General features: G+C 63.4%; 11 protein-coding genes. 6 read left to right on the top strand and 5 right to left on the bottom strand.

The annotated features are described in order from the left end of the window. The first annotated feature begins 31 nt into the window (after positions 1–31). Positions 32–1,255 (top strand): aspartate kinase, encoded by a 1,224-nt coding sequence (locus E0E41_RS05510; RefSeq protein WP_130869086.1) that lies wholly within the window; start codon positions 32–34, stop codon positions 1,253–1,255. A gap of 60 nt (positions 1,256–1,315) precedes the next feature. Here the strand turns inward: E0E41_RS05510 and E0E41_RS05505 are convergent, their stop codons facing one another. Genes E0E41_RS05505 through E0E41_RS05490 form a run of 4 tightly spaced genes read right to left on the bottom strand, consistent with a single transcriptional unit; the run spans position 1,316 to position 6,049 of the window. Further along, complete coding sequence (locus tag E0E41_RS05505) at positions 1,316–2,716, bottom strand: DUF4340 domain-containing protein (RefSeq protein WP_130869085.1); 1,401 nt, start codon at positions 2,714–2,716, stop codon at positions 1,316–1,318. Further along, a complete protein-coding gene (locus E0E41_RS05500; RefSeq protein WP_130869084.1) occupies positions 2,716–4,170 on the bottom strand; it encodes a GldG family protein in 1,455 nt (484 codons plus the stop codon). Before E0E41_RS05500 ends, E0E41_RS05505 begins: the two co-directional genes overlap by 1 nt. Next, positions 4,170–5,033, bottom strand: a complete 864-nt coding sequence (locus E0E41_RS05495) for an ABC-2 transporter permease (protein ID WP_130869083.1) — start codon at positions 5,031–5,033, stop codon at positions 4,170–4,172. Before E0E41_RS05495 ends, E0E41_RS05500 begins: the two co-directional genes overlap by 1 nt. Further along, positions 5,030–6,049, bottom strand: a complete 1,020-nt coding sequence (locus E0E41_RS05490) for an ABC transporter ATP-binding protein (RefSeq protein WP_130869082.1) — start codon at positions 6,047–6,049, stop codon at positions 5,030–5,032. Before E0E41_RS05490 ends, E0E41_RS05495 begins: the two co-directional genes overlap by 4 nt. A gap of 178 nt (positions 6,050–6,227) precedes the next feature. Between E0E41_RS05490 and E0E41_RS05485 the strand changes: the two genes are divergently transcribed. From E0E41_RS05485 to E0E41_RS05470, 4 genes are all read left to right on the top strand, one after another. Beyond that, positions 6,228–6,764 carry a hypothetical protein gene (locus tag E0E41_RS05485; RefSeq protein ID WP_130869081.1) on the top strand — a complete coding sequence of 179 codons (537 nt, stop codon included), beginning with the start codon at positions 6,228–6,230 and terminating at the stop codon, positions 6,762–6,764. Positions 6,765–6,857: 93 nt separating this feature from the next. Then, positions 6,858–7,532 carry a response regulator transcription factor gene (locus E0E41_RS05480; RefSeq protein ID WP_130869080.1) on the top strand — a complete coding sequence of 225 codons (675 nt, stop codon included), beginning with the start codon at positions 6,858–6,860 and terminating at the stop codon, positions 7,530–7,532. After that, positions 7,529–8,761 carry a sensor histidine kinase gene (locus tag E0E41_RS05475; RefSeq protein ID WP_130869079.1) on the top strand — a complete coding sequence of 411 codons (1,233 nt, stop codon included), beginning with the start codon at positions 7,529–7,531 and terminating at the stop codon, positions 8,759–8,761. Before E0E41_RS05480 ends, E0E41_RS05475 begins: the two co-directional genes overlap by 4 nt. Positions 8,762–8,829: 68 nt before the next feature. Next, positions 8,830–10,194, top strand: a complete 1,365-nt coding sequence (locus E0E41_RS05470; protein ID WP_242623702.1) for an alanine/glycine:cation symporter family protein — start codon at positions 8,830–8,832, stop codon at positions 10,192–10,194. Positions 10,195–10,232: 38 nt separating this feature from the next. Here the strand turns inward: E0E41_RS05470 and E0E41_RS05465 are convergent, their stop codons facing one another. Further along, positions 10,233–11,993 (bottom strand): CvpA family protein, encoded by a 1,761-nt coding sequence (locus tag E0E41_RS05465; RefSeq protein WP_130869077.1) that lies wholly within the window; start codon positions 11,991–11,993, stop codon positions 10,233–10,235. Between the two features lie 255 nt (positions 11,994–12,248). Here E0E41_RS05465 and E0E41_RS05460 point away from each other — a divergent pair, with 255 nt between their 5' ends. After that, entirely contained in the window at positions 12,249–13,907 is a 1,659-nt protein-coding gene (locus E0E41_RS05460; protein WP_130869076.1) for a Na/Pi cotransporter family protein, read from the top strand. Positions 13,908–13,921: the final 14 nt, after the last annotated feature.

Raw genomic sequence — 13,921 nt, 5'->3', positions numbered from 1 at the left:
TTTTCCTGTGATTTAGGGGGTACAAACACCAATGGGACTCATCGTGCAAAAGTTCGGCGGCAGCTCTGTCGCGGACGCGGACCGCATCCGCAACGTGGCCCGCATCATTACTGAGACTTATCGCCGGGGCCACAGCGTTGTGGCGGTGCTCTCCGCCCAGGGGGACACCACCGACGACCTGATCGCCAAGGCCGCGGAGATCAATCCCCACGGCTCCAAGCGGGAGATGGATATGCTCCTGTCCACCGGTGAGCAGATCTCCTGTTCCCTGTGCGCCATGGCCATTGAGGCCATGGGCTATCCTGTGATCTCTCTGACCGGCTGGCAGGCCGGCTTCCGCACCAACTCCACCTACGGTGACGCCCGCATCAAGCGGGTGAACACCGAGCGGGTGCTGGCTGAGCTGGACAAGAAGGCCATCGTTATCGTCACCGGCTTCCAGGGCATCAATAAATACGAGGACATCACCACCCTGGGCCGGGGCGGCTCGGACACCTCCGCGGTAGCGCTGGCGGCCGTACTCCACGCCGATCTGTGTCAGATCTACACCGACGTGGACGGCGTCTTTACCGCCGACCCCCGGGTGGTGCCGGAGGCCTTCCAGCTGGAGGAGATCACCTACGACGAGATGCTGGAGCTGGCCACGCTGGGGGCCCAGGTGCTCCACAACCGCTCGGTGGAGATGGCCAAGCGATACGGCATCAGTCTGGAGGTGCTCTCCAGCTTTTCCGGCAAACCGGGTACGAAAGTCAAGGAGGTTGCAAAGACCATGGAAAAAATGCATATCAGCGGGGTAGCCTGCGATAAGAATGTGGCCCGTCTGGCTGTGGTGGGTCTGCCCGATGAGCCGGGCGTTGCCTTTAAGATCTTCTCCCTGCTGGCGAAGGAGAACGTAAACGTGGACATCATCCTGCAGTCCATCGGCCGCCACAACACCAAGGACATCAGCTTCACCGTGGGCAAGCAGGATATGGAACGGGCCAAGCAGGCTCTGGAGGACCACAAGACCGCCCTGGGCTTTGACCACATCGACGTGACCGATTCCATCGCCAAGGTGTCCATCGTGGGCGCCGGCATGGTGCATAATCCCGGTGTGGCCGCCAAGATGTTCGAGGCCCTGTACAACGCCGGCATCAACATCAACATGATCTCCACCAGTGAGATCAAGGTCTCCGTTCTGGTGGACCTGCCGGAGGCTGACCGTGCGGTGCAGGTCATCCACGACCGCTTCTTCCACGAGTTCAACGGCAACTGAATCACGGAACATACGAAAACGTCCGCCCCGGACTTTTGGTCCGGGGCGGACGTTTTTTTCTTATTGGGCAAACAGGGCCTGAATTTGCTCGGTCAGGTCGGTGACCGCGCTGCGGTCCACCAGCCGGCCGCTCTCGCCGGTAAAGACGGCCAGGCAGGAGCCGGTGTCCCAGGGATACAGGGTCAGGGTCAGCTGGCTGAAGTCGTTGGTGTTGCGGTGGAAGGTGAAGGTGACCAGGGGACTGTCATCGGCGGAGCCGGAGGCATCCCCCGCGGCGGTCAGGCTGTTGACGGTGGAGAGCATGCTCTCCACATCGGTGCTGTCCAGCTCCTGGCCGTCCCAGGTGTAGCGGGTGGTGGTCTCGGTCTCACCGTCCACCTCGGTCTCGGTCTCGTCAAAGGAGATGGTGTAGGTGGTGCCGTCCAGGGTGATGTCCAGCCGGTCCACCGTATCCCAGTCCATGGAGCAGAGATTGTCGGGCCGCAGGGAGGAGTAGGAGGCGTAGCGCAGGGTGTCGGCAGTGTCCGCGCTGATCAGGTACACCATGGAGGAGCCCTCCAGCATGGCGTAGGTGCCCTCATCGCTGGTGCTGCCCAGCCGGAGCACGAAGGTCTCCGGCTCGGCGGTGTCCTCCCCCTCGTCAATGGCGGCGGTGTAGACAGCGGTGACGATGGCCGCGCTGTCGTCCAGCCCCCAGGCGGTGAGCTCCTGGTCGTCCACGTCATAGGTGACGCAGGAATCCCAGAACAGCCCGGTGACGGCGCCGGTCAGGGTGCTGACCTTGCTGGAATCCAGGGCCAGAAGGGAATCCCCCTGCTCCAGGAACCAGTGCTTGCTGGTGTCGTAGCACAGGCCGGTGCTGTCCTCCTCGTAAATGAGGGAGAGGCTTCCGTCAGGCTGCTCCACCGACAGGGCGGTGACCGAGCCGAACTCGGGCAGATCCTCCATCTGCACCATGTCGTACAGGTCCAGATTGAAGGCGTCGTGGAGAGCGGAGTCCACCAGGTAGACGGTGTCCTGGTCTCCGTTGTACAGCATATAATACTCTCCCGTCAGCTCGTTGGTGTTGCCGAAGGCGTAGCTGTACTCCGTACCGTCCTCGTCCAGGGCGGTGACGGTGAGAGCCGGCTCGTCCAGGCCGTAGTCGGCCAGGGATTCCGGCGTGTCGATCTGCCGGCTGGCGGTGACTGCCGCCAGGGCGGCGGTCATGTCCTCCGGCACGGTCTGGTCCAGGGGAAAGGCGGTGTCGTCGGCGCAGATCCACCCCTCGTCCCCCTCGTGTTCCAGGGTGAGGGTGCCGCTGTCGTCGGTCCAGGACAGCTGGGAAGGGGTCTCCGGCCCTGCCAGGGCGATGCCCTCGTCCTCCTCCGGGTCGGCGGTGAGCTGCCGCACCGCCACGTAGCAGGCACCCAGGACCACCAGGGCCATGCACAGCAGCAGCAGTTTGCTTCCACGTTTCATCAGCGCTTCCTCCTTACGATGGTCACATAGGCGCCCGCGATCAGGAAGACCGCCGGCAGGGTAACCACCAGGATCAGGCTCCAGGTGGAGGCGTCGGCCGAGGGCACCGTCAGGTACTCGGCGGACAGATCCTTGGCCCGGATGGAGATGGCGCTCTCCCGCTGGCACATCCAGTCCAGGGCGTTGAGGAACAGGTCGGTGTTGGCACCGGACACCAGCATATCGGTCTCCTCGTCGAACATATGGCTGGTGGTGAGCCACACCACGCCGGTGGTGCCGTCCTCCACCTCCTCGGAGATGGCCACGCCCAGGGCGAAGGGCCCGTCGATGTCTCCGTCCTCCTTGTCGTAGGTGGTCAGGTCGTAGCCGTCCGTCTTGGAGTAGGAGGAAGAGGTGGTGGTGAGCAGCTGGGTGACAGTGAGCCCGTCCCGCAGCTGGTCGGACACGGAAATGCCCTGGGCCACCGGCATGAGCACGTAGTAGCCGCCGTCGGCCAGGGGGGAGGTGATGTCATGACTGCCGATGTCGGGCAGCAGGTAGTAGCTGGAGCCCCGCATATGGTGGCTGCTGTCCCCCTCCATGACAATGCCGTCCACCAGGGAGGTGCCGTAGTACTCCATTACCGCCGCCAGGTTGGGCATCTCGGTGTCGGAGTAGTCGGTGACCAGCAGCAGCTTGCCGCCCCCCTGGAGGTAGGTGAGGATCATATCCTTCTCGTCCTCCGAGATGTCGCTCTGGGGGGCGTAGATGATGAGGGCGTCGGCGTCCTCAGGCACCGCCTCCTCAGTGAGCAGGCTCAGGTCCTCCAGCAGCAGGTTTTCCTCCTCGGCGCCGCCGGACAGACTGGAGGGCAGGTCGCTCTCCCCGTGGCCGGTGAGGGTGTACACCACAGGCAGATCCTCGTTGGTCACATAGTCCACGGCGGAGGTTAGCTGGCTCTCCCCGTCGAACTGGGTGGAGGCGGTGCCGCTGGTGTAGTAGGACTCATAGTCGGTGACATAGATGTCATAGTTGCTGATATAGCGGCTGCGGTCCCCGCAGACCACAATCAGGGAGTTGTTGGACAGGCTCTCACTGGTGTACTGCTGGGCGAAGTTGGGGTAGACCACCGGGTCCTTTTCTTCTACCTTCAGGTTTTTGGACAGATCCTCATATCGGTCCAGCAGCTCCCCGATGGTGTCATCCTCCGAGCCGCTCTGGACGATCCAGTACACGGTGACCTCATCCTCCAGACCGGAGATTATCTGCTGGGTCTGGGAGGACAGGGAGTATAGCCCGCTGCTGGTCAGGTCGATCTTGGTCCAGTCGGCGGGCAGGGCGCCCACCACCAGGTTGATGGCCACGGCGATGGCGATGACCACAGCCGCCGCCGCCAGGCTGTAGCCGCCCGCCCGGAAGGTCCGGGTGTGGAAGGAGCGCTTCAGAGAGGCCCCGTCCGGTTTTTTCCACTTCATCAGCTCCACCTCCGCTTCTCCATGGACTGCACCGCCAGGAAGAGGGCTACAGCGATGATGGAGAGATAATAAATGACCGCAGTCCAGTCAAACATGCCGTCCACAAAGGTGCTGAACCGGGCAAAGACGGACAGGCCGTCCACCACCCGGCCGAAGAGGCCGGAAAAGGAATCGGAGGCCGTCAGATAGGCGGCCAGGAGGATGCCTTCCCCCACCAGGCCGGTGATGACCGCCGCCGGGGTGGATCGGGTAAAGATGCGGACCAGAATGGCGATCACCAGGATGGTGACCAGCAGGGCACCCAGGGAGGCGCCGGCGGAGCTGGGCACGAAGGAGGACAGGGAGGACATGAAGTACAGCAGCAGCATGACGGCGAAGCACAGCCCGGCGGCCACCGCCTGGTTTTCCGTCAGGGAGGAGATGAGCAGGCCGATGGCGGCCAGGGCGGCGGACAGCAGGAAGAAGCCCACCAGGGCGCCGTAGGCGGTGGGGAAGGAGACCGTGCCGAACGTGGACAGCAGCAGGGGGTAGAAGGCCATCACCACGCAGGGGGCGGCCACCACCGTCACCATGGCCAGGTACTTGCCAAGCACCACCCGGGTCATGCCGATGGGCAGGGTGTAGAGCAGCTGGTCGGTTTTCTGCCGCCGCTCCTCGGCGATGACCCGCATGGTCAGAATGGGAATGGCGATCAGATAGATGATGGTCATGGCCTGGAGCACGTATTCAAAGTTGGGGTAGCCGCTGCTCAGGTTGTAGAACATGGTGTAGATGCCGGCGAACAGCAGCAGGAAGGCGATGAACACGTACCCGGTCATGCCGTGGAAATAGGAGCGCAGCTCCCGTTGATAAATAGCGGTCAAGATTCCTCATCCTCCTCGTCCTCGGGCTGGCCGGAAGGCCCGTCCTCAGGCCCCTTCGCCTCAGGGGCGGGAGCCGCCGGCTGGTCGGCGGCGGTGAGCTCCAGGAACACGTCCTCCAGGCTGGCCCGGCGCATATCCATCCGCAGGATGGGCAGATCAGCCGCCGCGCAGGCCCGGAAGGCGGCCTCGCTGAGATCCGCCGGCGGGTCGGTCTCCAGGGAGACCGCCGTGCGGCCCTCCTCCTCCCCCGGGCGGCAGGTGAGGGAACTCACCCCGGGCAGGGCCCCCAGGACCGCCCTGGCCTGAGCTTCGCTGCCCTTGACGGTGAGTTCCAGGGTGGCGGTACCGGCGAACAGCTTTTCCAGATTGTCCGGGGTGTCGCTGGCCACCAGCTTGCCCCGGGAGATGATCATGATCTGCTGGCACACCGCCCGCACCTCAGACAGAATGTGGCTGCTGAGAATGACAGTGTGCTCCTTGCCCAGCTCCCGGATCAGGTCCCGGATCTCGATGATCTGGATGGGGTCCAGGCCTACGGTGGGCTCGTCCAGGATCACCACCTTGGGGTCTCCCAGCAGGGCCTGGGCAATGCCCACCCGCTGTTTGTAGCCCTTGGACAGGTTCTTGATGAGCCGGTTCTGCACCCCCTCGATCTGGGTGACCTCCATGGCCCGATGCAGCTGCCGCTTCCGATCCTCCCGGCTCACCCCCTTGGCCTGGGCCACGAAGGCCAGATATTCCAGGGGGGTCATGTCCAGGTAGAGGGGCGGCTGCTCCGGCAGGTAGCCGATGAGGGCCTTGGCCTGGGCCGGTTCCTCAAAAATATCGTGGCCGCCGATACGCACAGTGCCCTCGGTGGCGGCCAGGCAGCCGGTCATGATATTCATGGTGGTGGACTTCCCGGCGCCGTTTGGCCCCAGGAATCCGTAGATCTGCCCCGGCTCCACTGTCAGACACAGGTCTGACACTGCGGTGTGGCTGCCGTAGCGTTTGGTGAGATGGTCGATCTCAATCAAATCAGATCCCTCCTTACTTCCGTGTCCGCCGGGCCGGTGGCCGGACGGGCATTACCCACATTATAGGTGCGGGACTTTAAAGCAACTTAAAAGGACGGCTTAAAGCTGCTTTTGAGTTGGGAGCGTATGATAGCCCCAAGGGGCGAGGCCCCGAACTTACGTTTTGGAGGTAATCTCTATGAAATGCAATAAATGGATCACCCTGGGCCTGGGCATGGCTCTTCTGCTGACCATGGCAGCCTGCTCGTCGGAGCAGGAGCCGGAGGAGACCGCAAGTCCCAGCCCCGATCCCACCAACACCCCGGTGCAGGAGGAGGTGACCGAGAGCCCGGCGGACACCGCGGAGCCGGAGGCCACCCTGACCATGACGGCCTCCTTCCAGGATGAGGCGGGGGCTGCCCTGGCCGACACCACCATACGCTTTACCGCCGGGGACACCGAGGCGGAGTACCTGACGGCGGAGGACGGCACCCTGACGGTGGCAAGCCTGCCCGGGACGGGCACCGTGGAGGTGTCCGTGCTGGATCTGGACGGGGAAGTGACCAGCACCGTCGCCCTGGAATTCAGCGAGGGTTCGGTCACCGACGTGACGGAGGGGGAGGACGGCACCGCGGCGGTAACCCTGCTGTCCGGCACCGATGAGATCGCCCTCAGCTTTGTCCAGATGGATGACGGCACCCTGACCTGCGCTCTGGATCTGGGCGGGGAGGCCTGAGAAAATTTTCAAATTGTTAAAAAAGCATCCATACCCAGGGCATAACCACCCGCTAAACTTGCGCCAGACAACAACAAAAGGAGACTGGTGCATATGCGGATCTTGGTGGCCGATGACGAGCGGGACCTGGCCCAGGCCCTGGAGGCCATGCTGAAGCGGGAGCATTACTCCGTGGATGTGGTGGACAACGGGCAGGACGCCCTGGACTACGGTCTGGCGGAGAACTACGACTGCCTGGTATTGGATATCATGATGCCCCGCCGGGACGGGCTGGAGGTGCTCCATCAGCTGCGGGAGAAGGGGGTGTCCACCCCAGTGCTGCTGCTCACCGCCAAGGGGGAGGTGACCGACCGCATCCGCGGCCTGAACGCCGGGGCGGACGACTACCTGTCCAAGCCCTTCGCCATGGGAGAGTTCGTGGCCCGGGTGCGGGCCCTGACCCGGCGCAGCGGCTCGTTCACCCCGGACCAGCTGACGGTGGGGGACCTGACCCTGGACCGGACCACCTTTGAGGCGTCCTCCAACGGCGGTTCGGTGCGGCTGGGCAACCGGGAGTACCAGCTGCTGGAGCTGCTCATGCGGCAGCAGGGCCGGTTCCTGTCCACCGAGGAGCTGATGGAGCGGATCTGGGGCTATGAAAGTGAGGCGGAATTAAGCGTGGTCTGGTCCTACATCTCCTATCTGCGCCGCAAGCTGGAGAGCCTGCACACCAGCGTGCGCATCGCCGCCAGCCGGGGGCGAGGGTATATGCTGGAGGCCGGGACATGATCCGCAGTCTGCGCCGCCGGTTCCTCCTCATCGCCCTGGCCTCCCTGGCGGGCACCCTGGCGGCCCTCTGCCTGGTCATCAACCTGGGTTACCACATGATTACCACCAGCCGGGCGGATGAGGTCATCGGTGTCCTCCACCAGAACGCGGGAAAATTCCCCGAGCCGGAGGAGGCGGCGGACCCCAGGGCCTTTCCCGGCTTTCAGGTCACCATGGAGACCCCTTTTGAAACCCGCTACTTTGTGGTGCGGCTCACCGGCCAGCGGGAGGTGTCGGAGGTGGAGACCGACCACATCGCCGCCCTGGACCGGAAAATGATGGTGGAGCAGGTGGAGGAGATCCTGGACTCCGGCCGCACCTCCGGCTACAGCGGGTACTACCGCTTCGGCATTTTTGACGAGGCCGGCGGCGGACAGACCATCGTGGTGCTGGACTGCTTCCTCCAGCTCCAGGCCGCCAGCAACGTGCTGCGGCTCACCCTGCTGGCCTCCCTGGCCTGCGTGGCCATCGTGTTCCTGCTGCTCTTTCTCCTCTCCCGGCGGGTGGTGCGGCCCTTTGCGGAGAATCTGGAGAAGCAGCGCCGGTTTGTTACCGACGCCTCTCACGAGCTCAAGACCCCCCTGGCCGTCATCTCGGCCAATACCGGCCTGCTGGAGGCCACGGTGGGGGAGAACCGCTGGCTGAAGAGCACCCAGGTGCAGGTGGGGCGGCTGGACCGGCTCATCGGCCACCTGGTGGAGCTGGCCCGCAGCGAGGAGGCCCTGCCGGAGGCGGAGGCCGAGCCGGTGGAGCTGAGCCGCATCGCCGCCGCCCAGGTGGAGGACTACGGTCCCCTGGCCCAGTCCTTCGGCAAGACCCTGGAGAGCGACATCACCCCCGGCCTGGTGGTACGGGGGGTTACCGAGAATCTGAAGCGGCTGCACACGCTGCTGCTGGACAACGCGGTGAAATACTGTGACGCCGGCGGTACCATCCGCCTGACCCTGACCCAGCAGGGCCGCTGGGCGGTGCTGACCCTCTCCAATCCCTGCGCTGGGCTGGACCCGGCCCAGCTGCCCCGGCTGTTCGACCGGTTCTACCGGGCGGACCCATCCCGATCCCGGGAGACGGGCGGATACGGCATCGGCCTGTCCACCGCCCGGGCCATCGTCCAGCGGCATAAAGGCAAGCTGACCGCCGCCATGGAAGATGGCCGGGTGACCTTTACCGCCCGCCTGCCGTTGACATAAAATTGTATCAGGCATGACCCACGCCCCCGCCGCATACCTCTGGAAAGAGGGGAGGTGGGGGCGTGGTCATGCTGGAACGGCTGGGTGATCATATCTGGAACCCCTGGCTGCTGGGCCTGTTTCTGCTCAGCGGCCTGTATTTTTCAGTCAGAACTGGATTCTTTCAGATTTTCGGTGTGAAGTATTGGCTGGGGGGCACCCTGGGCGGGCTGCTGCGGAGAGGGGGGAAGGGCACGGGCCGGGGACTGACCCGGCTCCAGGCCATGTCCACCGCCCTGGCCTCCACCATCGGCACCGGCTCTATCGCCGGGGTGGCCACCGCCATCTTCTTCGGCGGACCGGGGGCGGTGTTCTGGATGTGGGTGTCCGCCTTTCTGGGCATGATGACCAGCTTTGTGGAAAAGACCCTGGCGGTGCGCTGGCGGGAGCGGGGGAGGGATGGCCTGTGGCAGGGGGGACCCATGTGCTACATCGCCCACGGCCTGGGCAGCCCCTTCCTGGCGGCCTGGTTCTCCCTGAGCTGCGCCGCCGCTTCCCTGGCGGGAGGCAACCTGGTCCAGTCCAACTCCATCGCCGCCTCCCTGGAGGCCGCCTTCGGCTGGGACCGGCTGGCGGTGGGGGTAGTCACCGCCCTGCTCACCGGGGCGGTGATTCTGGGGGGCATCGGCCGCATCGGCAAGGTCAGCGAGAAGCTGGTGCCCTGTATGGCCCTGCTGTTTCTGGGGGGCGGCGCGGTGGTGCTCTTTTGCCACCGGGCGGCCCTGCCCGGTGCGCTGGAACGGATCGTGACCTGCGCTCTCTGCCCCAGGGCCGCCCTGGGGGGCGGGGCGGGCTACGGGATCGCTGCCGCCATGCGCTACGGGGTGGCCCGGGGGGTATTCACCAACGAGGCGGGCATGGGCACCTCCGCCATGGCCCACGCCGCCTCTGATGTGGAAAACCCAGCCGACGAGGGACTGTGGGGGATGTTTGAGGTGTTCTTCGCCACCCTGGTGGTGTGTACCGTCACCGCCCTGGTGATCCTCACCTCCGGCGTGTATCAGGAGGAGGCGGCTCTGGCCGCCCTCCGCGCCGGAACTGTCACCGACAGTATGCTGGGGGCCCCGCTGTCCGCCGCCGCTTTTTCCACCGTCCTGGGGCCCTTTGGGGAGGCCTTTGTGGCGGTGTGCCTGCTGCTGTTTGCCTTTACCTCCCTGCTGGGGTGCAGCTATTACGGGGAGCGGAGCCTGTCCGCCCTCACCGGCACCGACCGCTGGCGGGGGGGATACCGCCTGGCTTTCCTGGGGGCGGTGGTGTGGAGCAGCACCGCCGACGTAACGGTGGTGTGGCAGCTCACCGACCTGTTCAACGGCCTGATGGCCCTGCCCAACCTGTGCGCCCTGCTGCTGCTCTCTCCCCAGGCCCTGGCCCTGCTGCCGGGCAGGAGAAAATAAAAAACGGCCCTGCCGCTTTCTGCGGCAGGGCCGTTGACCTATTCGGAGAGGATCGGTTCCTGGATCACCGGCAGGGTGACCTGGGGGGAGGACTGGGGCTCCGGCGTGGACTCCGGTGCGGGGGTGTCCAGGGTGACGGAGGAGCCCTCCAGAATGGAGTTGTCGCCCCCCTCCACCGGGGCGGCGTGCTGGATGGTGACGGTGTCTCCCACATTGAGGATGACGGCGATGGGGTTCTGGGCGGCGGACAGGCTGTAATAGGTGTCCGTCCCCTCCAGCCGGATGAAGTAGAAGGAGTTGCCGTCCATGACGGCGGAGCGGATGTCGTCAATGACGCCGCTGGCCACGGTCTGGGGCACTTCTTCCGCCTGGGTGATGCCCCCCTCCTGCAGCATACGGATATACTCCTGCTCGCACTGGGAGACGGTGGTGCCGGTGGCGGCTATCTGGTACTGGGCCACATTGACCATTGCGTACATCTTCACCAGATTGTCCTTGCCCTTCAGGGGAATGAAATAGGTGGGCTGGCTGTTGATGTTGAGCAGCAGGGGGAAGGTGGCGATATAGCCCAGATCCTGGACCACGCTCTGGGCGGAGGACATGGCGGCGGCCTCGGTGGCGCCGGGGGCGGAGTAGAACTTGGTCTCCTTGGTGCGCTGGTTGGACAGCAGGAAGCCCAGGTTGGACTGGTCGGCGTTGGCGGAGGTGACGCCGGTATACATATACACGTCGTCGTTCAGGGCGATATAGTTGGAGTCGGCGGTGGTCACCGTCACGTCCCGCTGGCCGAAGATGGAGTTGATGAAGCCGTTGATCAGGGTGCCGTGGTAGTCGTACTGCTCCATGATGAGCTCAGGGGTGAACACGTTGTCCACCCAGGTGGGGATATCGGTCAGCTCATAGTAGGTGCTCTCGCCGGTGATGGCGTCCACCAGCACGGCGCCATGGATGTCCTGGCCGCCGAACAGGCCGATGGTCTTGACGATGCGGGGGGCGATCCACCAGGGGTGGCCCTCCTCGTCAATCTCAAACTGGGGGGTGCCGAAGATATAGGTGGGATACTGGAAGCGGAGGTGACGCTCGATGTTGCGGTTGAGGGGCTCGGAGAAGGAGTACTTCATCCCCTCGGTGAGGCGCACCACCTGGGCCTCCTGGGTGACCATGTCCACGATGACGTAGGCGGGCAGGCCGTTGCCCCGGTTGGTGAACCACTTGATGATGTCGGCGTAGTCGATGGGGGCCACCCGGACGGGCCGGCCCTGATAGTTGATCTGGGTGGAGTCGTTGGAGTACTCAAACTGGCTGACCATGTCGCTGAGGGTGCCCATCTGCCGGTCCCCCAGGTAGTTGGCCGAGTCCTTGTCCAGGGTGGGGATCTCATTGAAGGAGATCTGGCTGATGTCCTGGGCGAACTGGCCGTCCTCCACCGTCAGCAGGTCCCGGTAGTCTGCCGCCCGGAAGATGGGCAGGGAGATGACGGAGCCCACCACCGCCACCAGAATGAGGGCCAGGAACAGGATGCCTGCCGGCAGGCACTGCTTCTTGATGAAAAGCAGGAACTCTCTGGGCCCGCCGCCGGAGGTGACGGTCTGCATGCCGGAGGTGACCAGGGCGCACAGCACGTACACCACGCACAGGATGCCCACGAAGGTGTAAAAGTCCCCGGATTGCAGGTTGATAGGGGGCAGGGCGATATAGAAGTACAGAAACCCGATGACGGCGGTGACCACCAGATTGAGCAGCAGCTTGCCGGCCTTGCTCTTTGGAACTCTGGGGCGTTTTGCGGACGAATATTCCATACGTGCGCTCCTTTTTCGTTTTATTGTTGGGTATAGGGTAGTATAGCCTAAAAGTTTGGAAAAGGCAACGTGAGAACGGAAAAAAGCCGCTGGCTGAGAAAATTCCCCCTAAAAAGAAAATAGCTGGATAAAATGAGAGGGCCGGTGTTTTGTAAAGTTATCGTAAAAGCCATTGACGGAGTACTTTACATTGGGTATACTACTGCTGGAAAATGTAAAGAGATAGAAAAAAGAGTGTAAAACGAGGGGAAAAAAGTGGAAATTTCGAGCATTGTCTTGGGGCTGCTGGGCGGCCTGGCACTGTTTCTCTATGGTATGCAGATGATGAGCTCCGGCCTGGAGGCCGCGGCCGGCAACCGGATGAAGAGTATTCTGGAGCGGCTTACCTCCAACCGGTTTTTAGGTGTGCTGGTGGGCGCCGGCATCACCGCCGTCATCCAGTCCTCCTCCGCCACTACCGTCATGGTGGTGGGCTTCGTTAATTCCGGCATGATGACCCTGCGCCAGGCGGTGTGGATCATCATGGGCGCCAACATCGGTACCACCATCACCGGCCAGCTGATTGCCCTGGACGTGGGGGCGCTGGCGCCGCTGTTCGCCTTCGTGGGCGTGGCCATGGTGGTCTTTTTGAAAAAGCCCCAGATCCACCACTACGGCAACATCCTGGCCGGCCTGGGCGTGCTGTTTATCGGTATGGAGATGATGAGCTCCTCCATGTCCCCCCTGCGGGAGTGGCCCGCCTTTGTCAATCTGGTCAGCACCTTCTCCAACCCCCTGGTGGGCATCCTGGCCGGCGCCGTCTTTACCGCCCTGATCCAGTCCTCCTCCGCCTCGGTGGGTATCCTGCAGGCCCTGGCGGTCAGCGGGGTGATCGGCCTGGACAATGCGGTGTTCGTCCTGTTCGGACAGAACATCGGCACCTGCATCACCGCGGTGCTGGCCTCGGTGGGCACCAGCCGCAACGCCAAGCGCACCACCGTGATCCACCTGATGTTCAACCTGATCGGTACGGCGCTCTTTACCACGATCTGCATTCTGACGCCTCTGACCCAGTGGATGCAGGGTTTGACCCCCGACAATCCGGCGGCTCAGATCGCCAATATGCACACCCTGTTCAATGTGGTGACCACCCTGCTGCTGCTGCCTCTGGGCAACTATCTGGTGAAGATCGCCATGAAGATCCTGCCCGACCGTAGCGAGAGCGGGGAAGAGGGGATGCACCTGGCCTACCTGGTGCCCGGCCCCATCCACACCAAGCAGGAGCACCCCATCGGTTTCTCCGCCATGTATATCACCCAGCTGCGGCAGGAACTGAACCGGATGCTGTCCATGGCCAAGGACAACATCGCCCTGGGCTTCCAGGCGGTGCTGGACCGGGACCCCAAGCATCTGGAGGCGGCTTCCGCCACGGAGGAATATATTGATTATCTGAATAAAGAGATCTCTCAATACATTTCCAAGGTAATCGTGTTTGAGACCAATGAGAAGGATTCCACCGCGGTCAGCGCCTACTTCAAGATCACCGGCAACATCGAGCGCATCGGCGACCACGCCATGAACATCTGCGAGTATACCCAGATGATGCATGAAAAGAACATTCACTTCTCCGAGGAGGCCCAGAAGGAGCTCAAGACCATGGAGGGTGTCTGCCTGGACGCCATGGACCTGCTGGAGCAGGAGAACATCCAGCCTACGGAATGGCTGACCAAGGTCTCCGCGCTGGAGCAGCGGATGGACGACATGACGGAGAGTTACCGGAAGCACCAGATGGAGCGGATGCGGAAGGGTATATGCTCCGACGAGGCCTGCATCATCTTCTCCGAGCTGCTCACCGATTTTGAGCGTATCGGCGACCATGCCCTGAACATTGCCCAGGAGCGGGCGGGCATCGATGCCGAAGCGGCCAACAGATAAAAATAAAAATCGCG

The organism is Intestinimonas massiliensis (ex Afouda et al. 2020) (assembly GCF_900626285.1).
GTDB classification, from domain to species: domain Bacteria; phylum Bacillota; class Clostridia; order Oscillospirales; family Oscillospiraceae; genus Flavonifractor; species Flavonifractor massiliensis_A.
This window is presented reverse-complemented; position numbering and strand designations above follow the sequence as displayed.

Coding starts and splice junctions, on each gene's coding strand:
- E0E41_RS05510 (WP_130869086.1), top strand. CDS start 32: ATGGGACTCATCGTGCAAAAGTTCGGCGGCAGCTCTGTCGCGGACGCG.
- E0E41_RS05505 (WP_130869085.1), bottom strand. CDS start 2,716: ATGAAACGTGGAAGCAAACTGCTGCTGCTGTGCATGGCCCTGGTGGTC.
- E0E41_RS05500 (WP_130869084.1), bottom strand. CDS start 4,170: ATGAAGTGGAAAAAACCGGACGGGGCCTCTCTGAAGCGCTCCTTCCAC.
- E0E41_RS05485 (WP_130869081.1), top strand. CDS start 6,228: ATGAAATGCAATAAATGGATCACCCTGGGCCTGGGCATGGCTCTTCTG.
- E0E41_RS05465 (WP_130869077.1), bottom strand. CDS start 11,993: ATGGAATATTCGTCCGCAAAACGCCCCAGAGTTCCAAAGAGCAAGGCC.
- E0E41_RS05470 (WP_242623702.1), top strand. CDS start 8,830: ATGCTGGAACGGCTGGGTGATCATATCTGGAACCCCTGGCTGCTGGGC.
- E0E41_RS05475 (WP_130869079.1), top strand. CDS start 7,529: ATGATCCGCAGTCTGCGCCGCCGGTTCCTCCTCATCGCCCTGGCCTCC.
- E0E41_RS05480 (WP_130869080.1), top strand. CDS start 6,858: ATGCGGATCTTGGTGGCCGATGACGAGCGGGACCTGGCCCAGGCCCTG.